24 protein-coding genes and 1 tRNA gene are annotated in these 26,973 nt (G+C 70.4%); 16 read left to right on the top strand and 9 right to left on the bottom strand.

The window, feature by feature from the left end:
* The first annotated feature begins 52 nt into the window (after positions 1–52).
* From QM721_RS13190 to QM721_RS13210, 5 genes are all read left to right on the top strand, one after another.
* Positions 53–823, top strand: a complete 771-nt coding sequence (locus QM721_RS13190; RefSeq protein ID WP_415122729.1) for an alpha/beta fold hydrolase — start codon at positions 53–55, stop codon at positions 821–823.
* The gene (locus QM721_RS13195) at positions 820–1,518 is read left to right on the top strand and encodes a lipase family alpha/beta hydrolase (protein WP_415122731.1); all 699 of its coding nucleotides are present in this window, start codon (positions 820–822) and stop codon (positions 1,516–1,518) included. Before QM721_RS13190 ends, QM721_RS13195 begins: the two co-directional genes overlap by 4 nt.
* Positions 1,515–2,039 carry a dihydrofolate reductase gene (locus tag QM721_RS13200; protein WP_415122733.1) on the top strand — a complete coding sequence of 175 codons (525 nt, stop codon included), beginning with the start codon at positions 1,515–1,517 and terminating at the stop codon, positions 2,037–2,039. The genes QM721_RS13195 and QM721_RS13200 overlap by 4 nt, the downstream gene beginning before the upstream one ends.
* A complete protein-coding gene (locus QM721_RS13205; protein ID WP_415122735.1) occupies positions 2,039–3,505 on the top strand; it encodes a DNA polymerase IV in 1,467 nt (488 codons plus the stop codon). The genes QM721_RS13200 and QM721_RS13205 overlap by 1 nt, the downstream gene beginning before the upstream one ends.
* A 343-nt stretch (positions 3,506–3,848) precedes the next feature.
* Positions 3,849–3,980, top strand: a complete 132-nt coding sequence (locus QM721_RS13210) for a hypothetical protein (RefSeq protein ID WP_415122737.1) — start codon at positions 3,849–3,851, stop codon at positions 3,978–3,980.
* A gap of 352 nt (positions 3,981–4,332) precedes the next feature.
* Here QM721_RS13210 and mgrA read toward each other — a convergent pair whose 3' ends face one another.
* Positions 4,333–5,373, bottom strand: a complete 1,041-nt coding sequence (gene mgrA, locus QM721_RS13215; RefSeq protein WP_415122739.1) for an L-glyceraldehyde 3-phosphate reductase — start codon at positions 5,371–5,373, stop codon at positions 4,333–4,335.
* Between the two features lie 213 nt (positions 5,374–5,586).
* On the opposite strand from mgrA, the gene QM721_RS13220 reads away from it, so the two are divergent.
* From QM721_RS13220 to QM721_RS13230, 3 genes are all read left to right on the top strand, one after another.
* Positions 5,587–5,668 (top strand) — tRNA-Leu (locus tag QM721_RS13220).
* A 151-nt stretch (positions 5,669–5,819) separates the two neighbouring features.
* Positions 5,820–6,131, top strand: a complete 312-nt coding sequence (locus QM721_RS13225) for an ArsR/SmtB family transcription factor (protein WP_415122741.1) — start codon at positions 5,820–5,822, stop codon at positions 6,129–6,131.
* A 20-nt stretch (positions 6,132–6,151) separates the two neighbouring features.
* On the top strand, positions 6,152–6,448 hold the full coding sequence (locus QM721_RS13230; protein ID WP_415122743.1) for a hypothetical protein: 297 nt from the start codon (positions 6,152–6,154) through the stop codon (positions 6,446–6,448).
* Positions 6,449–6,643: 195 nt separating this feature from the next.
* On the opposite strand, the gene QM721_RS13235 is transcribed toward QM721_RS13230, so the two are convergent.
* The 5 genes from QM721_RS13235 to QM721_RS13255 all read right to left on the bottom strand — a co-directional run bounded on the left by QM721_RS13235 (position 6,644) and on the right by QM721_RS13255 (position 11,704).
* On the bottom strand, positions 6,644–7,882 hold the full coding sequence (locus tag QM721_RS13235; RefSeq protein ID WP_415122745.1) for an MATE family efflux transporter: 1,239 nt from the start codon (positions 7,880–7,882) through the stop codon (positions 6,644–6,646).
* A 102-nt stretch (positions 7,883–7,984) separates the two neighbouring features.
* Positions 7,985–8,788: an ABC transporter ATP-binding protein gene (locus tag QM721_RS13240; RefSeq protein ID WP_415122747.1), complete on the bottom strand. Its 804-nt coding sequence runs from the start codon at positions 8,786–8,788 to the stop codon at positions 7,985–7,987.
* A complete protein-coding gene (locus tag QM721_RS13245; protein WP_415122749.1) occupies positions 8,785–9,846 on the bottom strand; it encodes a FecCD family ABC transporter permease in 1,062 nt (353 codons plus the stop codon). Before QM721_RS13245 ends, QM721_RS13240 begins: the two co-directional genes overlap by 4 nt.
* The gene (locus QM721_RS13250) at positions 9,843–10,844 is read right to left on the bottom strand and encodes a FecCD family ABC transporter permease (protein ID WP_415122751.1); all 1,002 of its coding nucleotides are present in this window, start codon (positions 10,842–10,844) and stop codon (positions 9,843–9,845) included. The genes QM721_RS13245 and QM721_RS13250 overlap by 4 nt, the downstream gene beginning before the upstream one ends.
* The gene (locus QM721_RS13255; RefSeq protein ID WP_415122753.1) at positions 10,841–11,704 is read right to left on the bottom strand and encodes an ABC transporter substrate-binding protein; all 864 of its coding nucleotides are present in this window, start codon (positions 11,702–11,704) and stop codon (positions 10,841–10,843) included. Before QM721_RS13255 ends, QM721_RS13250 begins: the two co-directional genes overlap by 4 nt.
* A gap of 162 nt (positions 11,705–11,866) precedes the next feature.
* Here QM721_RS13255 and QM721_RS13260 point away from each other — a divergent pair, with 162 nt between their 5' ends.
* Positions 11,867–13,648 (top strand): ABC transporter ATP-binding protein/permease, encoded by a 1,782-nt coding sequence (locus QM721_RS13260; RefSeq protein WP_415122755.1) that lies wholly within the window; start codon positions 11,867–11,869, stop codon positions 13,646–13,648.
* Positions 13,645–15,450 (top strand): ABC transporter ATP-binding protein, encoded by a 1,806-nt coding sequence (locus QM721_RS13265; RefSeq protein WP_415122757.1) that lies wholly within the window; start codon positions 13,645–13,647, stop codon positions 15,448–15,450. Before QM721_RS13260 ends, QM721_RS13265 begins: the two co-directional genes overlap by 4 nt.
* Before the next feature lie 64 nt (positions 15,451–15,514).
* Here the strand turns inward: QM721_RS13265 and QM721_RS13270 are convergent, their stop codons facing one another.
* The 3 genes from QM721_RS13270 to QM721_RS13280 all read right to left on the bottom strand — a co-directional run bounded on the left by QM721_RS13270 (position 15,515) and on the right by QM721_RS13280 (position 19,176).
* Complete coding sequence (locus tag QM721_RS13270) at positions 15,515–17,128, bottom strand: class I SAM-dependent methyltransferase (protein ID WP_415122759.1); 1,614 nt, start codon at positions 17,126–17,128, stop codon at positions 15,515–15,517.
* Between the two features lie 189 nt (positions 17,129–17,317).
* Complete coding sequence (locus tag QM721_RS13275) at positions 17,318–18,475, bottom strand: MFS transporter (RefSeq protein WP_415122761.1); 1,158 nt, start codon at positions 18,473–18,475, stop codon at positions 17,318–17,320.
* Positions 18,472–19,176, bottom strand: a complete 705-nt coding sequence (locus QM721_RS13280; RefSeq protein WP_415122763.1) for a TetR/AcrR family transcriptional regulator — start codon at positions 19,174–19,176, stop codon at positions 18,472–18,474. Before QM721_RS13280 ends, QM721_RS13275 begins: the two co-directional genes overlap by 4 nt.
* Positions 19,177–19,466: 290 nt before the next feature.
* On the opposite strand from QM721_RS13280, the gene QM721_RS13285 reads away from it, so the two are divergent.
* The 6 genes from QM721_RS13285 (at position 19,467) to QM721_RS13310 (ending at position 26,896) form a co-directional block, all read left to right on the top strand.
* Positions 19,467–21,227, top strand: a complete 1,761-nt coding sequence (locus QM721_RS13285) for an ABC transporter ATP-binding protein (protein ID WP_415122765.1) — start codon at positions 19,467–19,469, stop codon at positions 21,225–21,227.
* Positions 21,224–22,957 (top strand): ABC transporter ATP-binding protein, encoded by a 1,734-nt coding sequence (locus QM721_RS13290; protein ID WP_415122767.1) that lies wholly within the window; start codon positions 21,224–21,226, stop codon positions 22,955–22,957. Before QM721_RS13285 ends, QM721_RS13290 begins: the two co-directional genes overlap by 4 nt.
* Before the next feature lie 28 nt (positions 22,958–22,985).
* A complete protein-coding gene (locus QM721_RS13295; protein ID WP_415122769.1) occupies positions 22,986–23,732 on the top strand; it encodes an MptD family putative ECF transporter S component in 747 nt (248 codons plus the stop codon).
* Positions 23,729–24,352, top strand: a complete 624-nt coding sequence (locus QM721_RS13300) for an MptD family putative ECF transporter S component (protein WP_415122771.1) — start codon at positions 23,729–23,731, stop codon at positions 24,350–24,352. The genes QM721_RS13295 and QM721_RS13300 overlap by 4 nt, the downstream gene beginning before the upstream one ends.
* A 247-nt stretch (positions 24,353–24,599) precedes the next feature.
* A complete protein-coding gene (locus QM721_RS13305; protein ID WP_415122773.1) occupies positions 24,600–25,361 on the top strand; it encodes an energy-coupling factor transporter transmembrane component T in 762 nt (253 codons plus the stop codon).
* A complete protein-coding gene (locus QM721_RS13310; protein ID WP_415122775.1) occupies positions 25,358–26,896 on the top strand; it encodes an ABC transporter ATP-binding protein in 1,539 nt (512 codons plus the stop codon). Before QM721_RS13305 ends, QM721_RS13310 begins: the two co-directional genes overlap by 4 nt.
* The last annotated feature ends 77 nt before the right edge of the window (positions 26,897–26,973 follow it).

Consider the following 26,973-nt stretch of genomic DNA (forward strand, 5'->3'; position numbering starts at 1 on the left):
CCTCGCGCGGTTGCGGCTGCCGTTGCTCAGGCGAAAGTCACCGTTGGAGCGGATGACCGTGCATGAGTTCCAGTTCGCCGACGCCCGGGTGCGGGTCTACGAGTTGTGGACGATGCGGCCCGAAGAGGCCGAGCGGCCTGACCTGACCACCTTCGCGCTGGTGCACGGGCTGGGGGTGTCGTCGCGATTTTTCGTGCCGCTGGCCGATGCGTTGGCGCCGTACGGGCGGGTGCTGCTGTTCGACCTGCCCGGCTTTAACGACTTGCCCAGGCCGACGCGCAAGCTGTCGATCGTCGACTTCGCCGACATCGTGAAACGGGCACTGGACGAGCTCGATGTGGTTGATCCGCTGCTGGTGGGTCATTCGATGGGTGCCCAGGTGGTCACCGAGGTGCTGGCCCAGTACCCGCGGTACAGCAGCGCGGCGATGCTGGTCGGCCCGGTCGTGGTGGCCGGTGAGCGAAGGCTGCCCACGGTGGCGCGACGGTTTCTGGCCGCGTCCCGGCACGAGCCTTTGGGTAACTCGCTGGCCGCGACCGGCTCGTACCTGCGGGCGGGCCTGCGCTGGATCTGTGACACAGCCCCGAAGGTGATCGCCTACCCGATCGAGCGGAGGCTGGCGCTGGTGCGCGCTCGTCCGGTGGTGCTGGTGTCTGGTGAGTACGACCGGGTCAGCCCGCTTCAGTGGCGCGAGCGGCTGGCGGCACAGTTGCCCGGTGCCTGGGTAGTGACCATTCCGGGCGCGGCGCACGGGGTGGTCTACGACCATCAGTTCGAGCTGCGCGATGAGTTGCTCGCTCTTGCCGGCATCGGCACCGGATGATTCGCCGAGGGCTTTACGGGCTGATCGACTGGGGCATCGGCGTCGGCTGGTGGCTGCAGGCGCTCACCCGCGGCGGCACCCCCGACGCGTTCACCGAGCCGGGCCCCGACCCCGCGCACCACACTCCCGTGGTGCTGCTGCCCGGCATCTGGGAACGCTGGCCGTACCTCGAACCGCTGGCCCGCGCGCTGCACGCCGAGGGTCACCCGGTGCACCTGATCGCCTCGCTCGGGTCGAACGGATCGCCGTTGGAGGTTGCCGCGAAGACCGTCGCGGCATTCCTGGCCGAGCGCGAGCTGACCGGCGTGCTGCTGGTGGCGCACTCCAAGGGCGGCCTGATCGGCAAGCTGGTGATGCTCGACCCCGAAGCCGGACGGCGGGTGCGCGGCCTGGTCGCGCTGAGCACGCCGTTCGCCGGGTCGTCGCTGGCCCGGCCGATCTTTCGCGGCTCTCCGCTGGGCGTCTTCTCGCCCAGGAACCGCACGATCATCGACCTCTCGGCGCAGCGTGCGGTGAACGCCCGGATCGTCTCGTTGTTGCCCACCCACGACCAGGTGATCCCCGAGGGTAGCCGGCTCGACGGGGCCCGTAATGTGACTCTCGAGGTGGGCGGGCACTTTCGCCCGCTGCGCAACGCCCAGGTGCATCGCGCGATTCACCAACAACTTCACGAACTCGACAAGGAGCAGCCATGAGCGTGGTGGCGATCGCGGCGGTCGGACGCAACGGTGCGATCGGCCGGCAGGGTGACGTGCCGTGGCACATTCCCGCGGACTGGCAGCGGTTCAAGCGGGTCACCACTGGGTGTTCGCTGATCATGGGCCGGGCCACCTTCGAGGCGATCGGACGGCCGCTGCCCGGCCGGGGTTCCATCGTGGTCAGCCGCGACCCCGATGCGGGCCGCAAGTGGCTGGAGTCGGGGCCGGGCGGCAAACCGCTGGCGGAGCACACCACGGTGCTGTTCGTCGACTCGATCGCCGCCGCACTGGCCGCGGCCGATCACACCCGCACGGTCTGGATCGGCGGCGGCGCCCAGATCTACCGCGCCGCCTGGCCGCTCACCGAAGAGCTCGACATCTGCGAGGTTGATCAGAGCCCCGAGGCCGACGCCTTCTTTCCGGCGATCGAGCCCGCGGTGTGGCACGAGGTCGAGCGCGACCAACGCGACGGCTACGCATTCGTGCGGTACCACCGCCGGGTTGCAGACCAGGGCTGATGCGTCCGCACGCCTCGGTGTTGCACCTCGACCTGGACGCCTTCTTCGCCGCGGTCGAGCAGCGCGACAAGCCCTCGCTGCGCGGTAAGCCGGTGATCGTCGGCGGAATCGGCCCGCGCGGGGTGGTGGCGACGGCGTCGTACGAGGCGCGGGTGTTCGGGGTGCGCTCGGCGATGCCGATGCACGAGGCTCGGCGGCGCTGCCCGCACGCGGCCGTCCTGTCTGGCCGGTTCGGGGCCTATCGGGCTGCCAGCGCGATCGTGATGGGTTTGTTGCGGGAGCTGTCGCCGCTGGTCGAACCGCTCAGCCTCGACGAGGCGTTCGTCGACCTGGCCGTGGGGGAGCGTTCGCTGGCGCCCGAGGCGGTGCTGGCCGAGGTGACCTCGCTGCGGGCCCGGCTGGCCGAGGTAACCGGCGGGTTGACCGCCTCGGTGGGTGTGGGGTCGTCGAAATTCATGGCGAAGGTGGCCAGCGAACTGGCCAAGCCCAACGGGGTGCGGCTGGTCAGCCCCGGCGCCGAGGTCGAGACGATCGCACCGCTGCCCGCCCGGGCGATTCCGGGCATCGGCCCGGTCACCATGCAGAAGCTGGCCCGGCTGGGGGTCGACACGGTGGCCGACCTGCAGCGGCTGTCGCCGCGGGAACTGGTGCGCGAACTGGGGCGGTCGCAGGGGGAGTGGATCGGGGCGCTGGCGTTCGCTCGCGACGACCGCGCCGTCGAGCCCGACCGCGAGACCAAGTCGATCTCGGTGGAAGACACCTTCGAGACCGACGTCACCGACCGTGCCGCGCTCGAGGCGGTGATCGAGCGCGACTCGGCAACGGTGGCCCGGCGGCTGTCGGCGGCGCACCTGTTCGCCCGCACGATCACCCTGAAGGCGCGCCACCCCGACTTCACCACACTCACCCGCTCACGCACACTGGACGGCGCCACCGACGACGCCGCGGTGATCGCCCTGTTGGCGCGGGCACTGCTCGATCAGGTGGAGCTGCTGCGGGGCGTCCGGCTGCTGGGGGTGGGGGTGGCGGGACTGACCGAGTCGGCCCAGGAGGCGCTGTTCGAGCCGACTCCGCTGGTCGAGCTTGTCGAGACCGAGCCGATCCAAGTGGCTCAGGCGGACGAGCCGGCGCGTGACGGAGTTTCGACAAGCTCGACCAGCGGTGGTGCGCTGGAGGTCTCGACGAGTTCGATCGGTGGTGGTGGTGGCAGGGTCTCGACACGCTCGACCAGCGGGGTCGCCCCGATCGTGACGACCGAGCAATTCGAGTCGCAGGCCTGGGGTCACCGCTGGGCCGACCCCTACCGTCCGGGCGCCGACGTGGTGCACGACGAGCACGGGCCGGGCTGGGTGTGGGGGGCAGGGCTGGGCCGGGTGACCGTCCGGTTCGAGACGGCGCAGACGCCGCCGGGGCCGGTGCGCACCTTCGCGGCGGACGACCCCGCCCTGCACCCGCTCGGCGAGTGACACCGCCGCACGTGTGCGGCTTAGCTGCCTGTCTGCGGGCAGCTACTTGCCGCAGAGGCAGCGACGTGACCGGCTGAGCACGCCCGGCCTGCGAAGCAACCGGCGTGGCGACGCCCGTTGGGTGCCGCCGAAATTGCACAGCACGCTCACAGCGAGTGCTGATCGCGCAGCTGACCGATCTACAGCCGACTCACGGGTTGACGCTCGTCTCCGGTGTTCTGGCGGCACAGTCGGCCAGTGCGGCCGAGACCACCACCGCGACCCTGAGCCGGTTGCATGGCTTCGGCTTCGGCACAAGCGCTTTGGCAGGCTCATCGTCGGGCTCGTGCCAGACACGCCCGCCATGGCAGCCATCATCCTGGGTGACGAGGCGCCCGCCTGGCTGACCGGCAACGGAATTGCCGCCCGTCTCGATGGCACTCAAGGCGATGTGACGTTCACCCGCGGCTGGCCGATGTCGGGCGCACAGCGCTGACCCACTGTTTGTGGTGCGCAGCGGCGGTCAACCGACTTCGCTTGCCTGCGGAACCTCTTACCTGGGCGAGCACGCCGAGAAATGTGCGTTCTGACCTGTGCTCTCGCCGCGCTTCGCTCGCGCCGCGCAGAGATGAGCGTTATGCCCGGTCACGGTGGCCGGCATAACGCTTGTTTCGGCGCGGTGGGGTCCGTGGTGGGAACGGGTCACGGTGAATACGCACATATCGCCGCGTGCATGGAGGCCGCGCCGGTGGTGGAAGCGCTGATCGACGCAGCAGCCGCCGGCTGAGCCTGTCGAAGCCCATCTGCCAGAGTGCACCGTCAAAGGCGAGCGTCTCGGCCAGCGCTATTCAGGCCCTGCTCGGCCCCGCCCACAGGTTGATGCCGCCCTCGACGGCGTGCGCGTCGATCGCGGCCAACTCGGCGTCGGTGAAGCTCAGATTGGCCAGAGCTCCCACGCTGTTCTCGAGCTGGTGGACGCTCGAGGCGCCGATCAGTGCCGACGTCACCCGCTGGTCGCGCAGCACCCAGGCCAGAGCCAGTTGCGCCAGGCTTTGGCCACGGCCCTTCGCCAGCTCGTTGAGCGCCCTGATATGGGTGAGGTTCTGCTCGGTGAGCAGCTCGGGCGACAGCGACTTGCCCTGCGCGGCGCGGGAGCCGTCGGGCACGCCGTCGAGGTACTTGTCGGTGAGCATGCCCTGGGCCAGCGGTGAGAACGCGATGCAACCGACACCCTCGTCGCCGAGCACGTCGAGCAGATCCTCCTCGACCCAGCGGTTCAGCATCGAGTACGACGGCTGATGAATCAGCAGCGGCGTGCCCAGGTCGCGCAGCATCGCGACGGCCTCGCCGGTGCGCGTGCCCGAGTACGACGAGACACCGACGTAGCGTGCGCGTCCGGAGCGAACGGCGTAATCAAGGGCCCCCATCGTCTCTTCGAGCGGGGTGTCGGGGTCGAAGCGGTGGTGGTAGAAGATGTCGACGTAGTCGAGGCCCATGCGCTGCAACGACGCGTCGAGCGACCCGATCAGGTACTTGCGCGAGCCGAAATCGCCGTACGGGCCGGGCCAGAAGTCCCACCCGGCCTTCGACGAGATCACCAGTTCGTCGCGGTAGTGCTTGAAGTCCTCGCGCAGGTGCCGGCCGAAGTTGGTCTCGGCCGAGCCGTAGGGCGGGCCGTAGTTGTTGGCCAGGTCGAAGTGCGTGATGCCCAGGTCGAAGGCGCGGCGCAGGGTGGCCCGCTGGTTGGCGAACGGTACGTCGTCGCCGAAGTTGTGCCACAGCCCCAGCGAGATGGCGGGCAGCAGCAGGCCACTGCGTCCGGTGCGGCGGTAGGGCATCCGGCCGTCGTAGCGGGCAGGGTCGGCCAGGTAGGTGGGCTGAAGCGGCACCATGAACTCCTTCGGTCGTCGCCTCGATTCTAGGGAAAGCCGAGCAATCGTTGGTCGAGACGCTTGTCGAGACCTCGGATGTGCCGCTGCGGCAAGGGGTTTCGACAAGCTCAACCAGCGCTGGTGGCATTGGTCAGTGCTTCCCTGGAGTGGGTTGCGGCCCAGTGTCTTGGCCGCTGCGCAGCCGTCGACCCCCCTACACTGACGCTTGCAGCCGGAGTGGTGAAATTGGCAGACACGCAGGATTTAGGTTCCTGTGCCTTCGGGCGTGAGGGTTCAAGTCCCTTCTCCGGCACCTCTGAATATACGCGTGACTAGGATAAACACTTCCGATCGGCCCCGCCTGGGCTGTTTCGTGCAATGTACGCTGCAATAGTGGACTGATGAGAACCGGTCTCAAATATAGACATATTGCAATCTTCTAATAACTGTGGTGACATGGAGCCATGGACGCGGAAGCCGGTCTGGCTGCGGCGGCGCAACTGTTCAAGGTGCTCGGTAACGAGTCGCGGTTGTTGTTGCTCAGGCTGATCGGTGAGGAACCGCGAACCGTGGGGGCGCTGACCGCAGCAACGGGACTTTCGCAGCCGCTGGTTTCCCAGCATCTGCGCACGCTGCGTCAGGGCGGCCTGGTGGCCGCCGGTCGTTCCGGCAAGGAGGTCACGTATCGCCTTGCCGACCGACATGTCTTCCACGTCGTCGCGGACGCCCTCGCTCACGTCCAGGAGCCCGTTCTCGAACCCGAGGCGGACGACTGAACTCCAGGAAGGGAGCCTTCATGACCACCCAGCACGACACGGCCGAGCATACCCAGGCCGACCACGCCCACGGCGCCGACTGCGGCCATCAGGAGGTGCAGCACGGTGACCACGTCGACTACCTGCACGACGGCCACCGGCACGCTGCGCATGAGGATCACTACGACGAGCATGAGGCCAAGGCCGAGCACGCCCCGGCCGACCACGCCCATGGCGACGACTGCGGTCACGAGGCCGTTCAGCATGGCGATCATCTCGACTACGTCCACGACGGGCATCGCCATGCCGTCCATGGCGATCACTACGACGAGCACTGAGTAGTCATCCTCGTCGGTCGAGCTTGTCGAAACCCCTCCTGGCCGGGATGGGTCTCGACAAGCTCGACCAACTGACCTGATCGTCATCCCGGGCTTGCCCCGGGATCTCGGCGGATGACAGTCGGTGCTGGATGAGATCCCGGCGTTCGCCGGGATGACGTGGGTCTCAAGGGTTCGAGCTTGACCGGCGATCAGTCAGCTGAGTTCGCCGGAGCGCAGGTGCCGGACGGCGGAGATCGCCAGGATCGCGCAGAAGGCCAGCCAGAAGGCGTGATGGGTGAGGAACAGGCCCTGGACGCCGAAGGCCCAGTGTCGGCACAACAGCCAGCCGACCGGTAGGAAGACCAGGTACTCGGCGATCATGCTGGCCCGCAGCGACGCCCGGGTGTCCTTGTGCGAACGGCAGATGCCGAGCAGCACGATCGAGCACAGAATCCAGGCGACCTGCACCCAGGCCAGCAGCAGGATCGGCTGGGCGGTGCCCACCACGTCCGGCTCGAAGGTGGTCGTCAGGTACCAGCCGGTCAAGCTCGGCCCGGCGATCAGCAGCACCAGCGCGACGGCTGAGCCGAGCGCGATCATGGCCAGGATGCCTTGCCGGAACTCCTTGCGCCGTCCGGCGCCCAACGCCCGGGCCAGCAGCGACAAGCCGGCCGATCCGATGCCGTTGAGCGCCGTCCAGGCGAGCGCGGTGGTCGCCTCCACCACCCGTGCCGCGGCCAGCTCGGACGGCGAACTCTCCGACAGCAGCACGGTGACCACCACCGCGGCGCCGGCACTGAACACCCCCAGCAGCGCCTCGGGCCAGCCGATCCGCCACACCTCGGCGGACGTCTCGTCGACCCGCACCAGCAGCGCCCGCCAGCGAGGAGTCTGCTCGCCCGATCGATGCCTCAGCGCCAACCAGCACGCCAGGGTCAGCGTGGCGGACGCCATCCCCGCCGCGCTGCCGATGCTCACCCCGAGCGGACCGACCCCGGCGGCCAGCAGGGCCACCGATCCGGCGATGTCGACCGTGGCCGAGACGATCGAGGCGATCATCACCACCCGGGTCTCACCGATGCCGGTGGCGTAGCCGCGCAGCACCCCGCCGAGCGCCGAGAACAGCACCCCCGGCAGGCAGATCCACAGCATCGCAGTAGCCAGGTCGGTGTCGATGGCGGCGCCCCCGATCAACCGCAGCAGCCAGGGCGCGGCGAGGCCGATGCCGATCAACAGCGGCAGCGCGATCGCCAGGATCAGCCGAAGCGCCCGCTCGGCGACCAGCCGCGTGCCGCCCGGATCGCCGGCACCCCAGGCCCGCGCCACCAGGATCTGTCCTGCGGTGCCGCCCAAGCCGGCGAAGAACATCACCGCGACCATGGTCAGACTGCCGGCGGCGAGCCGCCGAGGTGATCGCGGTGGCGCCGGCCGTGCCGAGCAGCAACGCGTCATTGGCCGTGACGAACACCTGCACCAACCCGTACAGGGTCAGTGGCGCGGCCATCCGGGCCAGCCGCCCGCAGGTCGCCCGGAAGCCGGCCGGTGCGATGACGCTCACGAGGCCCGGCGGGACGTCGACGCCCGCGGTGTGCAGTGCGGGCGTCCGGTGCCTGGGTCGAGGCTCACGGACGCGGTGACGCCGAACCGGCGGCGCAGGAGTTCCTCGGTAACCACCTGCTCGGGCGTCCCCTCGGCCACCACCGTGCCGCGGTCGAGCACCACCAGCTGATCGGCGAAGGCCGCCGCCTGATTGATGTCGTGCAGCACCGTCACCACCGTCCAGTCCCGGCTCTGGCGCAGCTCCTGGACCAACTCGAGCAGCTCGAACTGGTGGCCCAGGTCGAGGAACGTGGTGGGCTCGTCGAGCAGCACGATCGGTGCGGCCTGCGCGATGGTCAGCGCCATCCAGGCCCGCTGCCGCTCCCCGCCGGAGAGCTGCGCCACATACCGGTCCTCGAAACCGCCCAGCCCGACCAGGCGGATGGCGTCCGCGACCGCGCCGCGATCGGCCCGGTCCGAGAACTGCAGCGCCCCGCGATGCGGGTAGCGGCCCTGGGTGACCAGTTCGCGCACCGTGATCCCGGCCGGCGGCGGCGGGCTCTGCGGCAGCAGGGCCAGCACCCGGGCCAGCTCCCGCGGTGCCTGCTCGGTGAGCGACCGCCCGGCGATCCGGACGTCGCCGCCGGTCAGACGCACCTGCCCGGACAGCGCACCGAGCAGCGTCGACTTGCCCGAACCGTTCGGGCCGATCAGGCCGAGCCAGGTGCCCCGCGGCACCTCGAGGCTCACCTCGTGCAGTACCCGGCGGTCCCGGTAGCCGGCGCTGACCGAGTGTGCCTCGATCGCCAGTCCCGTCATCGCGTCCTCCTCGCCAGTAATGCGAACAACAACGGGCCGCCGACGATCGCCGTGATCGCACCGGCCGGCAGCGCCGTCCGGCCGCCCACCTCAGAGGCGGGTATCAGCAGCGACAACGTCTGGGCCAGCAGGTCGGCGCCGACCAGCAACGCGCCGCCCACCAGCACCGCGGGCAGCAGCACCCGGGCCGGCCGCTCGCCGACCAGCATCCGGGCGATGTGCGGGGCGACCAGCCCGATGAAACCGATCGAGCCGACCACGCTCACCGCGCCCGCGGTGAGCAGCGTCGCCACCGCCAGCGCCGCGCCGCGCGCCGTCACCGGGGGGACGCCGGTCGCTGCCGCGATCTCGTCGCCGAGCCACAGCGCGTCCAGCAGCCGGGCGATCAGCAACCCCAATGGGACGGCGACCACCGCCACCGGCCACAGCGCCGCCCAGTCCTGCCAGACCCGGCCGTTGAGCGAGCCGACCACCCAGCGCAGCACGGTGCCGAACAGGGCGCCGTCCAGGATCAGCAGCACCGACACCAGGGCCGACAGCACCGCGCTGATCAGCGCCCCGTCCAACACCAGCCGGGCCGAGCGGGGGGAGCCCTCCGACCAGGACAGCAGCCAGATCAGGACGCTCGCCCCGATGCCGCCGGCGAAGGCCAGCAGTGTTGACCAGGGCGCCGGCACGACGTCCCAGCCGGTGAAGAACAGCGTCGCCACCACGGCCAGGACGGCGCCGCCGCTCACCCCGACCAGGGACGGGTCGGCCAGGTCGTTGCGGGTGGCGCTCTGCAGCACCGTGCCGGCCAGAGCCAGCATGCCGCCGGCGAGCACCGCGATCAGGGTGCGGGGGAGTCGCAGGCCGACCACGATGTGGGTCTGCGCGGTGGCGGGGCCGGCGCCGCTGAGCGCCGCCCACACCTCGGTCGGGGGGATCCAGACGCTGCCCACCCCGATCGACACCACCGCGAGTACGACGACCACCACAGCACCGGTCGCCGCCACCAGAACCGGACGGCGGGCGAGCGGCGGCAGGTCGGTCTCGATCCGCACCGGAGCGGCCGTCATGGCAGCGCCCGTCGCGGGAGGCGCAGCAACAGCAGCAGGGCCGGTGCGCCGACCAGCACCGTCCAGACCCCGACCGCCACCTCACGGGGTTGCACCGCGGCGCGTCCGAGGGTGTCGGCGGCGAGCAACAGGACGGCGCCCACCACACCCGACAACGGCACCACCCAGCGGGCATCGACCGTGCCCAGCAGCAGCCGGGTCAGGTGCGGCGCCAGCAGCGCGACGAATCCGATAGGTCCGGCCACCGCCACCACCCCGGCGGTCAGCAGCCCGCCCAGGGCCAGGACGGCGTTGCGGACCAGTCCGACCCGCACCCCCAGCCCAGAGGCGACCGCGTCTCCCAGCCGCATCGTGTTCAGCGACGGCGTCAGCGCGAGCGCCAGCGGGAAGCCGACCACCACCAGCGGCAGCACGGTCCACACCGAGTCCCAGCTGCGGTTGGCCAGGCTGCCGAGCAGGAACTGGTAGAACAACCCGACGTCGCTGGGTCGTCCCAGGGTGACGATCGCGATCACGCAGCCGCTGAGGAAGGTCGAGGACGCCACCCCGACCAGCAGCAGGGTGGCCGGCTCGCGGGCCCGCGCGGACGCCGCCACCACGGCCAGTCCGATCGCGATGCCGCCCACGGTCGCCAGCAGCGGCATCGCCACCCGCGGAACCGGGGCGTGCAGCACGGTGATGATCGCCACGATCAGCGCCGCGCCGCCGCTCACCCCGAGTAGTTCGGGCGTGGCCAGCGGGTTGCGCAGGCCGTCCTGGAGCAGTGCTCCGACGGTGCCGAGGGCGGCGCCGGCCAACACCCCGACGATCACCCGGGTGAGCCGGATGTCGACCACGATCAGCCGGGTCGGGTCGTCCGGATCCGCGCCGAAGGCCTGCCCGACCTCGGCCGGCGACAGCGCCGGCGTCCCGCTGGTCAGATGCAGCAGCACCAGCGCGGCACCGGCGGCGATGCCGGCCAGGCCGATCAGTGCTGTCCCTGCGCCGGGGCTGCTCACCTACCCAGCGGCAAGCCGCTCAGCGGCTTGGGGAACTCGTCGGGGTACATCACCGGGAGCACGGTGTCGAGCACCGCCTGCTGTCCGCGGGTGCCGGATGTGGTGCCCCACCAGGCGCTGTCGGCGGCGTACACCTGGCCGTTCTTCACCGCGCTCAACCGCTTCCACAGCGGCTGGGCGGCCAACTGCTCCAGCAGCGGCTTCTTCTTCGGGTCGAAGCCGAAGTCGAGCACCCAGATGTAGGCGGGATCCTGCTTGAGGATGCTCTCCAACCCGATCTCCAGGAAGCCGCTCTGTCCCTCGCCCGCGTTCGGCCACGGGTAGTTGGTGTAGCGGGCCAGCAGCCGTCCGGTGGCGGAGTCCAGCGCGTCCACCCCGATGTCGTCGGTTGCGCCGCCGTACATCGACAGTGCGCTGGTCGGCCGCGATCCGGGCTTGTAGGCGGCCAGGGTGGCCCGGTACTTCTCGATGGCCGCGTCGGCCTGCTCGCGGCGTCCGGTCAGCTCGGCGATGTTACGCAGGTTGTCGACGGCGGCCTCGTCGGTCGCGATCCTGTTGAGGTAGAGCGGGACGCCGCCCAGCGCTTTGCCCAGCTCGACGTGTACGCCACCGGAGCCGATCACCAGCTCGGGATTCGCGGCGACCACCCCCTCGATGTCGGGTTCGAAAAAGGTGCCGCCGAGCTTGGTCGTGCTGACGTCCGGCCCGAAGAACAGCGGCGAGGTCACCTGGTCCCACTGCACGGACGCCACCGGCTGCAGTCCGAGTTCGGCGAGCGCGTCGATGCAGCTGCCGTCCAGGCACACCACCCGGGTGGCCGGCTTCGGCACGCTCACCTCGCGCCCGGTCAGGTCGGTCACCGTCACGCCCTGCCCGGTGCTTGCCGCGCCGGTACTGGTCGGGGTGCCGGCAGCGGGTGAGCAGGCGCCCAGCGACAGCAGCAGTGCCGGCCGCGATCGTGGCGCGCAGGGTGGTTCGGAACGTGGTCATGGTGGCCTTTCTAGGATCGGTCGCGTCAGTATATGGGAACGATTCTCAATAACACTCAGGAGTCCGTGGTGTTCGTCGACCCGTATCTGTTGTCTCTGGCGCGGCTGGCCGGCGTGCGGGTGCTGCTCACCATCGCGGCCGGTGTGGCCGCCGCCGGAGCCTCGGTGGTGACCGCGTTTGCCCTTGCCGCAGTGGTGCAGGGCTTCATGACCACGGGCGGCGCGGCAGCACCGGTGGCTGCCTTGGCGATCGCGGCGCTGGCCGTGGCGGCGCGGGGAGCGCTGCTCTGGCTGCGGGACGTCTCGGCGGTGACCGCCGCGAACCGGGTGAAAAGCACGCTGCGCGCCCGGCTGCTGCGGCACGCCCTCGAGCTGGGGCCGGCGCATCGCTGGCGCCGCGGCCAGGGCGGGGTGCAGGCGACCCTGGTGGACGGCGTGGAACACCTGCAGGCCTGGGTCGGGCACTACCTTCCGCAGCTGGTCACCACGCTGCTGGTGCCGGCTGCGCTGGTCGTAGTACTGGCCACCAAGGACCTCGGGGTGGCTGCCGTGGTCACCGTCGGGATCGCAGTGGTGCCCACCGCACAACGGCTCTGGTCACGGCTACTCGGCGATCGGGCGGACAGTCACTGGGGCGCCTACGAGGGCTACGCGGCGCGGCTCGCCGACACCCTGCGCGGCATCACTACCCTGGTCGCCCTCGGTGCCGCGAACCGGCAGGCGACCGCACTGCGCACGGACGCCGAAGAGCTCCGCCGGGCGACCAGTGCGAGCCTGAGCGCGTCACTCGCGGTGTCCGCGGTGACTACCGCGGCGATGGGGCTGGGCACCGCCGGCGCCACCCTGCTGGCCGCCTGCCATGCCGCCGCCGGGACGCTCGCACCGGGCGATGTGCTGCTGGTGCTGTTCCTGGCCGTGGAGTGCTTCCGGCCGCTGCAGGAGCTGCAGACCTATTGGCATGAGGGCTTCTACGGCCAGGCCGCGTCCCGCGGCATCGTGGCGCTGCTGGACACCCCGGCCACGGTCACCGACGAGCTGGCCGATCCTGGTTTGCGTGTCCCGGCCGAGGCCGCGATCGAGTTCCGGGACGTCAGCTACCGCTACCCGGGCGCGACGTCGCCGGCGGTTTCCGAGGTGTCGTTCCAGGTGCCGGCGGGAGCCACGCTGGCGATCGTCGGGCCGTCCGGTTCGGGCAAATCGACCCTGGCCCGGCTGCTGCTGCGCGATCTGGACGCCGAGGCCGGGCGGGTGCTGCTCGGCGACCGCGACGTCCGGCACTACCCGCTGGCCGAACTGCGCCGCGGCACCGCCCTGGTCGCCCAGCAGATCGTGTTGCTGGCCGGATCGATCCGCGACAACATCGCCGCCGCAGCCCCGGACGCCACTGAAGCCCGGCTGTCCGAGGCGGTCGCCGCGGCCCGGGTGGACGAATTCGCCACCGCGCTGCCGGGCTGTTTGGACGCCCCGGTCGGGGAGCGCGGCAACCTGCTGTCGGGCGGCCAGCGGCAGCGGATCGCGCTGGCGCGGGCGTTGCTGGCCGACACCCCCGTCCTGGTGCTGGACGAGGCCACCTCGGCCCTGGACGCCGAGAACGAGGCGATCATCACCGAGTCGCTGGCGAATCTGCGCGGCCGCCGCACGGTGCTGGTGATCGCGCACCGGCTGTCCACGGTGCTGGACGCCGACCTGGTGCTGGTGCTGGAGGATGGGCGGGTGGTCGAGTTCGGGCCGCCCGGCGAATTGGCCGCGGCCGACGGGCCGTGGGCGCGGTTGCTCGCCGCCCACCGCCGCGACCTGGAAGGGGTCCGCTCGTGACCGCACCGTCCGAACGCCTACCCCGCCAGGCCGGGCGCGCCGCCCACGCCGACCCTTCACTGCCCGAGCGCCTGCTCAGCGCCTCCGGGCTGCGGGCCGCCCTCGGTGCCGACCTGCCGCTCTACCTGTTCGTGATCGCCTGCAACGTGCTCGCCCAGCTGGCCGCGGCGGGCGCCGCCGTCGCCTCAGCCTGGGCAGTGTCGGCCGCTCTGCTCGGACGTCCGGCGTCCGACCTGGGGGTTCCGGCGATCCTCGCCCTGGTCGCGCTGGCGTTGCGCAGCCTGTTCTCCTGGCTGGAGTCGTGGTTCGGCCACGACCTGAGCTTCCGGATGATGAGCACGCTGCGCGGCCGGATCTTCGCCGCCATCGCCCGGCTGGCGCCGTTCGGGCTGGGCCGGCGCCGGATGGGGGACGTGGCGACGTCGGCGCTCGCCGATTCCGAAGCGCTCGAGGTCTTCTACGCCCACTCGTCGATCTACATCGCCTCGGCGGTGGTCACCACGCCGCTGCTGTGGGGGTGGCTGGCCTGGGTGAGTCCGGCGGCGGCGCTGGCCACCCTGCCGGTGCTCGCGGTGGCCGTCGGGGTGACGCTGACGATGCGCCGCAGTGCCCGCCGCACCGGTGCGGCGATCCGTGCCGTGGTCGCAGAGCTGGGTTCCGAGGTGGGCGAGAGCGTCGGTGCGATCCGCGAGATCACCGGCTTCGGACTGGTCGACGAACGGCTGGCCCGGGTCCGTGCCCTCGACGACCGGCTCGCCTCGCTGCAGCAGCGCAACATCCGCCGGGCGGGCATCGAGACCGCGGTGGGTGGTGTCGCCTCGGTGCTCTGTGTGCTGCTCACCGCCGCCGCGCTGGCCGGCGAGGCGGCGTCCTCGCCCGAGCAACTGCTCTGGCTGGCGCCCGCAATGACGCTGGCCGGCGCCGTCCCGGCACCGATCCTGCAATGGATCGGGGTGACCAAGCACTACGGCACCGTCCGCGAGGCGGCCGGACGCATCGAGCGACTGCTGCACACCCCGTCGCCGGTCGACCGGTCCGGCACGGAGCCGCTGACGCCGGCGACGCCGGAGCTGGCCACCAACCACGTGACCTTCCGCTGGGATCGTGAGCAGGCCGCGCCCGCCTTGGACGAGGTGAGCGCGCGGATCCCGTCCGGCGCCTCGCTCGCCATCGCCGGCCGCTCCGGCGCCGGCAAGTCGACCCTGGCCGGACTGCTCTCCCACTTCGTCGAACCCGGCTCGGGGCAGGTGCTGCTCGACGGAGCACCGCTGCCGCAGCTCGCCCCGGACGCCTTCGCCGACGCCGTATGCACCGTCCCCCAGGACGCCTACGTGTTCGCCGGATCGATCCGGCAGAACCTGCAGCTGGCCACCGGTCACCGGCTCACTGACGACGCGCTCTGGGCGGCACTGGACGCCGCCGGCGCGGCCGCCCTGGCGCGCAACCTGCCCGGCGGCCTGGATGCCCCGGTCGGCGAGGGCGGCACAGGACTGTCCGGCGGCGAGGGCCAGCGGCTGGCGCTGGCTCGTGCCCTGGTCCGCGACCCGCGGGTGCTGATCCTCGACGAGGCGGTCAGCCAGCTGGACGTGCAGAGCGAGCACGAGGTGAGCGCCGCCGTCGCCGGACGTGAAGCCGGCCGCACCACGGTGGTGATCGCGCACCGCCTCTCCACGCTGCTCACCGCCCAGGAGATCCTGGTGCTGGACTCCGGCCGGGTGGTCGCCCGCGGCCGCCACCCCAACCTGCTCGCCGAGTCCCCGCACTACCGCAACCTGGTTCGCAACCAGCTGCGAGATCACTGAGCGAGAGACCGTCGATCGAGCTTGTCGAGATCCCTTTTCGGCGCGTGCTGGGGTTTCGACAGGCTCAACCGGCGGTGGTGGCGTCCTCAGTCTGCGACAGCACGCGGTAGTTGAACCGCCAGGCCAGCCGTCCACCGGGACGGGCCAGCACGCGTTCCGCCGACGCCGGATCGACCAGCGCACAAAGCCGTTGCCAATCCGGCTCGGACAGTTCGGGTGCGGCGAGGTTGCCGTGGAAGCAGGCGAAGTCCTGCAGCAGGTACTCCTCGGCGACCTCGGGAATTGGGGAGTGCAGCTCGACGGTCTCCTCCCAGTGATCCCGGACGGCCCAGCCGGGCAGGTCGGTGGGTGGCGCGGTGAAGACTGGTCCGCCCCGCGAGGCTGCCCATCGGTCGATGCCGGGATCGGCCCCGGTGTGCACCCGTGCGGTGAAGTCCTCGGGCAGGTCGTCCGGCAGCCAATCCAGTCCGGCGGTGGCGCGCAGGACGAGCCGTCCATCGGCGCGCAGCACCCGGCGGATCTCCGGCAGGACTTCCGGACGCCAGAAGTCTCCGACCCACACGACGTCAAAGGCCGCATCGGCGAACGGCAACGGTTCGGTGGCATCCGCGACCCGCACCGTGAGTCCCGCCGTCATCGGCAGAGCGCGGGCCGCTGCGATCATGGCCGGGTCGGCGTCCGCGCCGTCCACTCGCCGGGCACCGGTGGCCAGCAACACTCGGCTCACCATGGCCGGTCCGCAGGCCAAGTCGAGCACCCGGCCACCCACCACCCCAGCGCGAGCGGCGGACGCTCGCAGCGGCTCCGCGCAGGCCAGGGCGTGCAGCGCCAACCGGGTCGAATAGGTGGCCGACCGCGCGGCGTCGGCGGCAGCGGGCCCGATCTGCCTCGCTGAGGTCGCCCGTGCGATGACTTCGTTGCGCGGCACCAGGGTGAGTGCGTCCTTGATGTCGGCCAGCGTCGGGATGGTGTGCGGCGCGACCCACACGGCGGTGAGGCCGCCGCTGGTCGGGTCGAGGATGAGCCCGGCGGCGCGCAGTTCGGTGCGCAACTCGTCCTGCGACGGCATCGCCCAGGTCGAGGTGAACGACGCCGAGCGGATCAGCCGGTCGCCGTCGAAGACGGAGTACTCCGAGACCAACCCGCCGTCCTCGTTCCCGGGCAGATGGTGCGCGACGTAGCGGTGCCGGCCGATCCGGCGCTCCTCGATCATCGCTTCGGTTCCGGCGGTGTCCTGGCGGGGCACGGTGATCAGCCCGATGCCGTCCGGACGGAGCAGGGCGGCCAGCCGTTCGAAGGTGTCCCGGCGCTGGTCGGTGCTGAGATGGCCCAGCATGTGCGCGCAGACGAAACCGTCGAGGGGCCCGTCGATCTGGTCGAGGATCGCGGGTGCCGCGCCGGCGTGGACGCTGACCCGCTCGGACAGTTCGGGATCGTCGGCAATCCGGGCGAGCAGCACGGACCGCATGGTCAGCGACGGCTCGACGGCCAGGATCTGGGCCCGGGTCGCATGACCCAGCCGGAGGGTGCCGACGCCGCTGCCTGCGCCGAGATCGAGGATGGTCGCGTCCGGTCCGAGGTTGCCGAAGGTCGTTGCCAGCGTTCCTACGAGCGGATCCCAGACGTCCGGCATGAAGAGGTCGTGCAGCTCGCCGAGCTCGGCGTAGTGGTCGGTCATCTGCGTCCTTCGTCGATGGGCTGAGGTTGAGCGATCGTGACGGCGGCCAACCCGGGACCCGGTCGGTCGAGCTTGTCGAGACCCCGGACATGCGGCTGACGAGGGGTGTTGCTCAAGCTCAACCGACGGCGGGTGCCGCAGCACTCCGGAATCGCGGGTGGAGCAGGACGAACGCCGCCACGATGGCCATCACGACCGTGCCGAGGATGATTGGCAGCAGCGGCCAGACTCCGTACAGCGCGGTGCCCAGGGTGGGGCGATCACGAAGGTGAGCCCGTTGGTGGCGCCGATCAGTCCGGCCAGGCCGCCCTGTTCCTCACGCCGCATCAGCAGCGACGGGCCGGCGGTGTACCCGGGCATGGCGACGCCGAGCCCCAGCCCGATCAGCAGGATCGCGACGAACAGCACCGCCGCGCCGGCGTCCGGAATGAGGGTGGCGAAGCCGGCGAGCGCGACCATCGTGCCGACCCGCAGCAGTTTCTGCGGTGCCCAGCCGCTGCGCGGGACGAGCACCCCCTGCGCCACGACCATGCCCACCCCGGCGGCCAGCAGCGCACCGCCGGTGACCAGACCGGTGGTCTGGGCGTCGAGGCCGAGCCGGTCCTGAACGATGAAGCCGGTGATCACCTGAATGAAGCCGAGCGCGGTGAACATGCCGAAACCGGCCAGCAGGAACGGCCATACCCGCGAGTCGAGCGGGCTGATCTGGGCCGGCTGCTCGACGAGTTCGGTGCGCGTCTCGCGACGAAGCCGGACGCCGAGTAGCACCAGCCCGATCGCCAGTAACACTGGGACGGCGATCAGCGGGACGATCAGCCCGAACGCGGCCAGCAGCCCGCCGACCACGGATCCGCCGATCATCGCCACGCCCTGCACCGCCCCGATGCCGGCCATGCCCTTCACCCGGGTCTGCTCGTCGCTGGTGACGTCGGCGATGTAGGCCTGCGCGGTGGGTGGGACGGCGGCGATCGCCGATCCGAAGCCGACACCGCGCAGCAGCACGAACAGCACGAACAGTCCGGTGCCGGTCAAGACGCCGGTCATGCCCAGCCAGGCGACCAGTGCGAACGCCGTCATTGTCGCGGTGGCAAGCGCGAATGCGGCGACCAGCACCGGTTTGCGGCCCCAGGCCTGCGAGCGGCATCCCCAGGATTGGCTGGTCAGCACCAGCATCACCGCGGCGGCGCTGATGGTGACGCCGATCTGCCACTCGGCCAGGCCGACCTCGCGGGACAGCGGCGCGATGATCGGGTTGAGCGTCATCTGGCCGAGGTAGACCAGGAACACGGAGCTGAGCAGTAGCCCGATCTGCGGACGCACGGTGGTCGTGGGATCTGCTGTGGTCATGTCGTGGGGTCTCCGGTCGGATCGAGAGTGGCGGCCAGCCCGGCGATGGTGGTGTCGACGGTGAACCGGTAGTAGGCGGTGCGCATCCGGGTCGCGGTGTCGCCGCCCTCGGCGAACGGCCTGATGAAGTGGCTGCCCATCGCGCGGACGTCGTCCGAGGCGGTCGGCAGTTGGGCGAACTCGGTCATCATGGTGGCGTGGTCGCGCGGGCCGTCCCCCTCGTGTTGCAGCCGATCGTCACCCATCGAAATGGTCAGCATCGCGTTGTTCAGCAACAGCGCGTAGGCGAGATGGGTGCGCTCGCCGAAACCGGCGCGGCGCAGGATCTCCATCCCGGCTTCGATCACCGGAAGCACCGGGGGGATGGTCGGGCCGTGCATCAGCATCCACTTCGCCACCCCGGGAAACTCGGTGGCGAGCGGCTGAATGGAGTAGAGGAGCGTCCGGTACCAGTCCTGCCACGGCAGCGCGGGGTCCGGCAGTTCGATCCGGACGAGAGCGCGTTCGACGACCCGGCGGCAGAGCAGGTCCTTGCCGCCGACGTGATGGTAGATCACCGAGGGCGCAACCCCGAGCCGGGTGGCCAGGTCGCGGATCGACCAGCTCATCAGATGTGACTCGCGGGTCAGCTCCACGGCGGCATCGACCACGCGCTCCGGCGTCAGGCCGACGTGGAACGGCGCGGTGACGGTGTCACTCATCGGCTCTCCTTCCTGCTGGCTCAACCACCGCCGGTTGAGCGTGTCGACCACCGCTGGTTGAACTGGCCCGACCACCGCTGGTTGAGCTTGTCGAAACTCCCCGACAGCCGCCCACCGAGGTCTCGACAAGCTCGACCAACGGCGGGGGTGGTCTCGACAAGCTCGACCAGCGGTGGGTGAGTTCGACAAGCTCGGCCGCCGGGTTGATCTCGTCTCGCGGACAGATTAGAACAGTGTTCACACTACCTGACGATAATGGTTCTCAATTCAGTCGATGGGAGGGTGCCCGGATGAGCCAAGGAGCGCAGGAGTCGTTCTTCGCGCCGGTGCGGGGGAGTCTTGCCGCGATCGTCACGCTGAGCCTGGTCGGGGCGGCGAGCAGTGTCGTGCCGTTCATCGCGATCGTCGAGCTGGCGCGGACGCTGCTGCCCGCGATCGACGGTGGTCCGATCGACGCCGGCCGGGTCTGGACGATCGTGATCGTCGCGGTGGTGGCGCTGTTCGTCAGTGCCGCGTCCGCGTTCGGGGCCGGCGCCGTCGGGCATTTCGCCGACGGACGGCTGCAGTTGTCGCTGCGGCAACGGATCGTCCGGCATCTGCAGCGGTTGCCGTTGGGCTGGTTCGACCAGCGCTCGTCGGGCACGGTGCGCAAGCTCGTCGAGAGCGACGTCACCTCTCTGCATCAGCTGGTGGCGCACACCATCCAGGATCTGCTGACCGCGATCGCCGTGCCGGTGATCGGCCTGGTCTATCTGTTCGGCGTCCAGTGGCAGATGGCGCTGGCCGCCCTGGTGCCGCTGGTGCTCACCATGATCCTGTTCCCGGTGCTGATGCGGGGCAGCGGCGAGAAGTACCAGCAGTACGACGCGGCGACGGCGGCGCTGGCCGGGGCGACGGTCGAGTTCGTCCAGGGCATCGCGGTGGTCAAGCGCTTCGGCCAACTCGGCCGCAGCCATCGCCGCTACCGCGACGCCACCACCCGGTACGTCCGCTTCGTCGGAGAATGGACGGCCGAGACCGCGGTCGCCTTCACCATCATCGAGGTGCTCACTTCGCCTGTGGTGGTGCTGGTCTGGCTGCTGGCCGCCGGCTACTGGCTGATCTCCAGCGGTGCCGCGACCCCGATCGACGTGCTGCCCGGGCTGCTGCTCGGCCTGGGCCTGACCGCGCCGCTGATGAAGTTCGGATCGTCGGGCCATTTCCTGCGCAACGCCAGGAAGGCGCAGGCCTCGCTGGCCGCCTTCTTCGCGCTGCCGGCCGTCTCCCAACCCGATCGGCCGCTCAGCCCGGCCGGACACGACATCGCGCTGGAGGGAGTGTCGTTCGGTTACGACCCCGACCACCGGGTGCTGCACGAGATCGGCGCCGCCTGCGCGCCGGGCACGGTGACCGCGCTGGTCGGGGCGTCCGGCTCGGGCAAGTCGACGCTGGCCAAGCTGGTGCCGCGGTTCTACGACGTCGACGCCGGACGGGTCGCGCTCGGCGGCGCCGACGTCCGTCAGATGGCCGGATCGGAGCTGTACCGCGAGGTCGGCTTCGTCTTCCAGGACGTCCAACTGCTGCGGGCCAGCCTGCGCGACAACATCCGGCTGACCCGTCCGGACGCCACCGACGCCGAGGTCGAAGCGGCGGCAAAGGCAGCCCAGATCCACGAGCGGATCCTGCGCTTCGACCGTGGCTACGACTCCGTCGTCGGTCACGACGCCAACCTCTCCGGCGGTGAGGCGCAGCGGGTCACCATCGCCCGGGCGCTGCTCGCGAACGCCCCGATCCTGGTACTCGACGAGGCCACCGCGTTCGCCGACCCGGACTCCGAGGCCGCCATCCAGCGGGCGCTCAGCACACTGGCCGCCGGACGCACGGTGCTGGTGATCGCGCATCGCCTGCACACCATCACCGAGGCCGACCAGATCCTCGTCCTCGACGAGGGCCGGATCGTCGAACGCGGCAGCCATGCCGACCTGGTCGCCGCCGGCGGCCGGTATGCGGGCATGTGGGCCGACTACCAGCGCAACCATGCCCGTTCCCTTCCCGAAGGAGCCGCATCGTGATTCGTCGGATGCTGAACTACTGCTCGGCCGAGGCGCGGCGGCTGGTGATCATCGAACTGGCGTTCGTACTTGCCACCGCGGTGTTCCAGGGAATCGCGTTCCTGATGCTGGTGCCGCTGCTGCGGGCACTGTTCGCGGGCGACAGCGAGGCGGCCGGACGATGGCTGCTCGGCACCGCAATCGTGGCGGTGCTCTACGTGATCGGCTCCTGGTGCGCCAGCCAACTGGGCATGAAGGCGAGCGGCGCGGTGCTCGACTCGCTGATCACCCGGCTGGGTGACCGCCTGGTCGAGCTGCCGGTGGCCTGGTTCGGGCCCGACCGCTCGGGTCTGATCACCGGCATCGCGACCCAGGGGGCGATGTTCGTCTCGAACATGCCCTACGCGATCCTGCGGCAGATCCTGGCCGGCCTGGTCACGCCCGGTGTGGTGCTGGTCGGCATGTGGTTCTTCGACTGGCGGCTCGCGCTGGCGATGACGCTGATGGTGCCGGTGCTGGTCGTCGCCTACCGCTGGCTGAGCCGCCAGATCGGCAAGGGCGACGCGGCACACTCCCAGGCGGTCGCGAACGCGTCCAGCCGGGTGATTGAGTTCGCCCGGGCACAGCCGGCGCTGCGCACCGCCGGGGATGACTCGATCGCGGACCGGCTGGTCGAGCAGGCGTTGCAGCGTCAGCACCACGCCTACCACGGCATGTTGGTCACCGGCGGGGTGGGCATCGCGACCTTCGCCGGCATCGTGCAGCTGTCGCTCACGGTCGTGCTGGTGCTCGGCGCCTTCCTCGCCCTCGGCGGCAGCATCGACGTGGCGACGCTGATCGGGCTGCTGGTGTTGGGCGTCCGGTTCAACGAGCCGATCGTGCAGGCCGGCGATCTGGGCGGCGGCGTCGCGGTCGCCCGGACGACGATCGACCAGCTCGACGAGCTCGCCGCGGTGGCGGCACTGCCCGAACCGGCCGAACCGGGGAAGCCCGCCGATTGGGGGATCGCTTTCGACCGTGTCACCTTTGGCTACGGCGGAGACCCGGTGCTGCGTGATCTCTCGTTCACCGCTCCGTCCAGAAAGATGACCGCGATCGTCGGGCCGTCCGGCTCGGGCAAGACCACCATCACCAAGCTGATCGCCCGGTTCTACGACCCTGAGGCCGGCACGGTCTCGATCGGCGGTATGCCGCTGCCCGCGCTCGGCACCAGCGTGGTGGAGGCGGCTGTCGCGCCGGTCTTCCAGGACGTCTACCTGTTCGACGACACGATCCTGAACAACGTTTGGATCGGCAACCCCGACCTGCCGCGCGATCAGGTGATCGCCGCCGCTACCCAGGCCCGGGTCGACGAGATCGCCGGACGGCTCCCCGGCGGCTGGGACGCCCGGGTCGGCGAGGGCGGCTCCAACCTGTCCGGCGGCGAACGCCAGCGGGTCTCGATCGCCCGCGCGCTGCTCAAGGACGCCCCGATCGTGCTGCTCGACGAGGCCACCGCGGCCCTCGACATCGGCAACGAGATCGCCATCGGTGAGGCTATCGACGCCATCCGGTCGGACCGGACGCTGATCGTCGTCGCCCACCGGCTGCAGACGATCATGACCGCCGACCAGATCGTGATGCTCGACGGCGATGGCGGCATCCGGGAGTCCGGAACCCATGCCGAACTGCTCGCCGCCGGCGGCGCCTACGCCGGCTACTGGGCGGAACGCGTCGACGCCGCCGGCTGGCAACTCGCCGCCCACGACTGATTCACCCGCCGGTCGGAAAGGACCTGCCATGACAGATGAGACCCGACGCTCCGCCACCACTCAGCCGTCGACCACTCCGACGCCAAGCCAGTCGTCGACGGCTCAGCCCTCAGGGGTGCGGACGCCGACGCAGCAGCAGGACAAAGGGAGTTCGTCCACCGGACGGGGTCTGTCCGCAGGGAGGCTGCCCGCCGTCCGATTCTCCGCCCGTGACCTGCTGAACGTGGCGATCTTCGCGGTGATCTATTTCGTGATCGTCTTCGCGATTGCCATGCTCGGCATCGTCAGCCCGCTGGTGATGCTGTTCACCCTGCCGCTCTCCGCGATCGCGGCGGGTGTTCCGTATCTGCTGTTCCTCACCCGGGTGCGGCACGCCGGCATGGTCGCCCTGTTTGGCACTGTGCTGGCGTTGCTGTTCCTGATGGTCGGTCATCCGTGGCAGAGCACGCTGCTCACCATCGTCCTCGGGCTGATCGGCGAGTTCGTGCTGGCCGCCGGCCGGTATCGGTCGAAGTGGGCGGCGATCTGGACCTACGTGGTGTTCTCGGCCTGGTTCGCCGGACCGTGGATCCCGTTCTTCCTGGACCCGGCCGAGTACATCCGCGGCCGCGGCACCGAGTCGATGGGCGCGTCCTACATGCACGACTTCGCCCAGGTGGTCACCGTGCCGGCCGTGCTGATCATGGTCGCCGCCACTGTGATCTGCGGCCTGCTCGGAGCGCTGCTGGGCACCGCGTTGTTGAGCAAGCACTTCCGGAAGGCGGGTCTGGCATGAGTGCCGAGGCTGGGACGGCGGTCCGTCCGAAGCCGTCGCTGCGGTTCAGCGCCCGCGACCTGCTCAACACGGCGATCTTCGCCGTGATCTTCATCGTGGTCGTCTACGCCATCGGGATGCTCGGCATCGTCTCGCCGGTGGTCTGGCTGGCCGCGGTGCCGCTGCAGGTCGTCGCCGGCGGGATCGTGGTGATGCTGTTCTTCACCCGCGTCCGCCACGGCGGCATGGTCGCCCTGTTCGCCGCCGTCGTCGCCTTGTTCTACCTGCTCAGCGGCAACACCCCGGTCAGCACGCTGGCGATCGTCGTACTCGGACTGGTCGCCGAGACGCTGCTCTGGCTTGGCGGCTACCGCTCGAAGTGGGCCGCGATCTGGGCCTACACGCTCTACTCGCTGAGCTTCTTCACCCCGCTGCTGCCGTTGCTCATCGACCGGCAGGCGTACTTCGCCAGCCTCAGCTGGACCCAGATGGGTCCCGACTACGTGAAGGCCACCGACGCCCTGCTCAGCACCGGCGTGATCGGTGCCCTCGGCGCAGTCATCGTGGTCGCCGGATTCCTCGGTGCCCTACTCGGTTCAGCCCTGTTGAGGAAGCATTTTGTCCGCGCCGGCCTCGCCTGACCGCGGACCGGTGGGCGCTTCGTTGGACCGCGGGGACGGTTCTTTTCGTCCCATCGAGGACGTCGCGGTGGGACGCGGGGACGGTTCTTTTCGTCCCATCAAGGACGATGCGGTGGAACGAAGGGACGGTTCTCTTCGTCCCACCGAAGTCACCAAGTTGGACCATGGGGACGACGGCACTTCAGGCGCGCAGACGCCGGAAGTGGGACGAAAAGAACCGTCCCTTCGTACCGCTCGCGTCGTAGAAGTGGGACGAAAAGAACCGTCCCCCCGTACCGCGGACGGCCGGGTCGTCCGGGTCGGGGCGGTGCCGGAGAAGGGCCTGGATCCGCGGACCAAGATCCTGCTGGTGTTGGCCTGCAGCATCGCGGTGATGAGCACCGGAGGGCTGCGGTTCGTGCCTGCGGCGCTGGTGCTGGCGGTCGGTCTGGCTATGGCCGAGCGGGCCTGGGGGCGGGCGTTCGGGGTGGCGGCGACCGCGGTGACGATGTGGCTGGTGGGCTGGCAGTTGCCGCTGTGGTGGCCGAACGGGTTCACCGCGATCCTGGCGATCGCCTGCGGTTACCTGATCCGTTTCGTGGCTGCGGTCGGGGTTGGGGCGCACCTGATCGCGACCACGTCGCCGACCCAGCTGTCGGCCGCGTTGCGGGCTTGGCGGCTGCCGCGGGCGATCTCGGTCACCCTCGCGGTGATGCTCCGCTTCTTTCCGGTGGTCAGCGCCGAAGCCGCCGCGGTGCTGGACGCGATGCGGCTGCGCGGCCTGACCGGCGCCACCGGCATGCTGCGGCACCCGGTGCTCACCCTGGAGCGGTTCACCGTCCCGATGATCGCCGCCAGCCTGCGCGCAAGCGAGGACCTTTCCGCGTCCGCGATCCTGCGCGGCCTCGGCTCTCGCCGGACGCCGACGGCGATGCATCCGTCGCGGTTCGGCCCGGCCGACGGGCTGCTCGTCCTGGTCGTCGCCGCGCTCGCGGTCGCCGCGCTCACCCTTCCGGGGCCGCTGGCATGATCCGCATCGACCAGGTCACCTGGACCTACCCGCACGCCGCGCAGCCGAGCCTGCGCGACCTCGACCTGCACATCGAGCCGGGCGAGTTCGTCATCCTCTGCGGCGCCTCCGGCTCCGGCAAATCCACCGCACTGCGGCTGATGAACGGACTCATTCCGCACTTCCACGACGACGGCGTCCTGACCGGCAGCGTCACCGTCGACGGCATCGCCACCAGCGACGCCGAACTCGACGCGATCGGCCTGGTCACCGGGACCGTGCTGCAGCATCCGCGCCGGCAGTTCTTCACCGACACCGCCCCCGAGGAGGTCGCCTTCGCGCTGGAGAACTTCGGGGTGCCGCCCGAGCAGATCCGGCACCGGGTGGACGGCGTGCTCGCCGAACTCGCGCACCACGTCCCGGTCGGACGGCGTCTGCGCGAGTTGTCCGGCGGCCAACAGCAACAGGTCGCCATCGCCGCGGCGTCCACCCACCGCCCGCGGATCCTGCTGCTCGATGAACCCAGCTCGAACCTCTCCGTTGACGCCGTCATGCGCCTGACCGACACCCTCGCCACGCTCAAGGCACAAGGGGTGACCATCGTGGTCGCCGAGCATCGGCTGCGCTACCTGAGCAACCACGTCGACCGGGTCATCGTCATGAAGGACGGCGCGATCGACGTCGAGTGGACGGCGGCGCAGTTCCGGGCCGTCCCGGACGAGGCACTCGCCGACGAAGGCCTCCGCGGCGTGGTCAGCACGGTCGAGTTGCCGACCCTGCCCGCCGTCGGTGCCAGCGTGGAAGACTCTGCGGAAACCCTGAACAGTGCAGCGTCCAACTGGTTGAGCCTGTCGAAGCCCGTTGCCAGAGAGGTCTCGACCAGCTCGACCGACGACACTTGGCGACTCCCTGACGAGCCCGGCGTGCGTGGTGGGCTGGAACTCGACGGGGTGCGCTGCCGGCTCGGCGGACGCCTCGTCCTCGACCTCGAACACGTCGCCTTCCCGGCCGGCGAGGTCACCGCGATCCGCGGCGTCAACGGCGCCGGCAAGACCACCCTCGCCCGGATCATCACCGGCCTGCAGCGCAGCACCGGCACCGTCCGCCTGGACGGGAAGACGCTGAGCCGGCGAGCTCGGCAACGTGCCAGCGCCATCGTCATGCAGGACGTCCAACGCCAGCTGTTCACCGACAGCGTCGAGGCCGAGATCGACCTGGCCGGCACGGACGCCGCCTGCGCGCCCGACACCGTCGAGGTGCTCGATGCTCTCGATCTCGCTCACCTCGCCGACCGGCACCCGCTGGCGCTTTCCGGCGGCCAGCAGCAGCGCCTCGTAATCGCCGCCGTCCGGGTCGCCGGACGGCGCATCGTGGTCTTCGACGAACCCAGCTCGGGCGTCGACCGCCGCCACCTGCAATCTATCTCCGACCAAATCCGCCGGGTCGCCGCCGACGGAGCGGTGGTGCTGCTGATCAGTCACGACGACGACCTGCTAGCTCTCGCCGCCGATCGGCAGCTGACGCTGGTGCCCTGTGCCGCTTCAGCTCGGACGTGATGTCGATAGACTCACCTCGTGCGAGGGTCTGACGTGGTCGCTCGACCTGACTCCCTGTAGTTCGCGTCAGATCTGTC

Source organism: Micropruina sp. (assembly GCF_047602085.1).
GTDB lineage: Bacteria > Actinomycetota > Actinomycetes > Propionibacteriales > Propionibacteriaceae > Micropruina.

Excerpts from the sequence above, each read along its gene's own strand:
- QM721_RS13205 (WP_415122735.1), top strand. The coding sequence starts at position 2,039 with ATGCGTCCGCACGCCTCGGTGTTGCACCTCGACCTGGACGCCTTCTTC.
- QM721_RS13275 (WP_415122761.1), bottom strand. The coding sequence starts at position 18,475 with ATGACCACAGCAGATCCCACGACCACCGTGCGTCCGCAGATCGGGCTA.
- QM721_RS13195 (WP_415122731.1), top strand. The coding sequence starts at position 820 with ATGATTCGCCGAGGGCTTTACGGGCTGATCGACTGGGGCATCGGCGTC.
- QM721_RS13235 (WP_415122745.1), bottom strand. The coding sequence starts at position 7,882 with ATGACGCGTTGCTGCTCGGCACGGCCGGCGCCACCGCGATCACCTCGG.
- QM721_RS13245 (WP_415122749.1), bottom strand. The coding sequence starts at position 9,846 with ATGACGGCCGCTCCGGTGCGGATCGAGACCGACCTGCCGCCGCTCGCC.
- QM721_RS13210 (WP_415122737.1), top strand. The coding sequence starts at position 3,849 with ATGGCAGCCATCATCCTGGGTGACGAGGCGCCCGCCTGGCTGACCGGC.
- QM721_RS13310 (WP_415122775.1), top strand. The coding sequence starts at position 25,358 with ATGATCCGCATCGACCAGGTCACCTGGACCTACCCGCACGCCGCGCAG.
- QM721_RS13225 (WP_415122741.1), top strand. The coding sequence starts at position 5,820 with ATGGACGCGGAAGCCGGTCTGGCTGCGGCGGCGCAACTGTTCAAGGTG.
- QM721_RS13270 (WP_415122759.1), bottom strand. The coding sequence starts at position 17,128 with ATGACCGACCACTACGCCGAGCTCGGCGAGCTGCACGACCTCTTCATG.
- QM721_RS13230 (WP_415122743.1), top strand. The coding sequence starts at position 6,152 with ATGACCACCCAGCACGACACGGCCGAGCATACCCAGGCCGACCACGCC.
- QM721_RS13285 (WP_415122765.1), top strand. The coding sequence starts at position 19,467 with ATGAGCCAAGGAGCGCAGGAGTCGTTCTTCGCGCCGGTGCGGGGGAGT.
- QM721_RS13260 (WP_415122755.1), top strand. The coding sequence starts at position 11,867 with ATGGGAACGATTCTCAATAACACTCAGGAGTCCGTGGTGTTCGTCGAC.
- QM721_RS13280 (WP_415122763.1), bottom strand. The coding sequence starts at position 19,176 with ATGAGTGACACCGTCACCGCGCCGTTCCACGTCGGCCTGACGCCGGAG.
- QM721_RS13240 (WP_415122747.1), bottom strand. The coding sequence starts at position 8,788 with ATGACGGGACTGGCGATCGAGGCACACTCGGTCAGCGCCGGCTACCGG.
- QM721_RS13300 (WP_415122771.1), top strand. The coding sequence starts at position 23,729 with ATGAGTGCCGAGGCTGGGACGGCGGTCCGTCCGAAGCCGTCGCTGCGG.
- QM721_RS13190 (WP_415122729.1), top strand. The coding sequence starts at position 53 with ATGACCGTGCATGAGTTCCAGTTCGCCGACGCCCGGGTGCGGGTCTAC.
- QM721_RS13200 (WP_415122733.1), top strand. The coding sequence starts at position 1,515 with ATGAGCGTGGTGGCGATCGCGGCGGTCGGACGCAACGGTGCGATCGGC.
- QM721_RS13295 (WP_415122769.1), top strand. The coding sequence starts at position 22,986 with ATGACAGATGAGACCCGACGCTCCGCCACCACTCAGCCGTCGACCACT.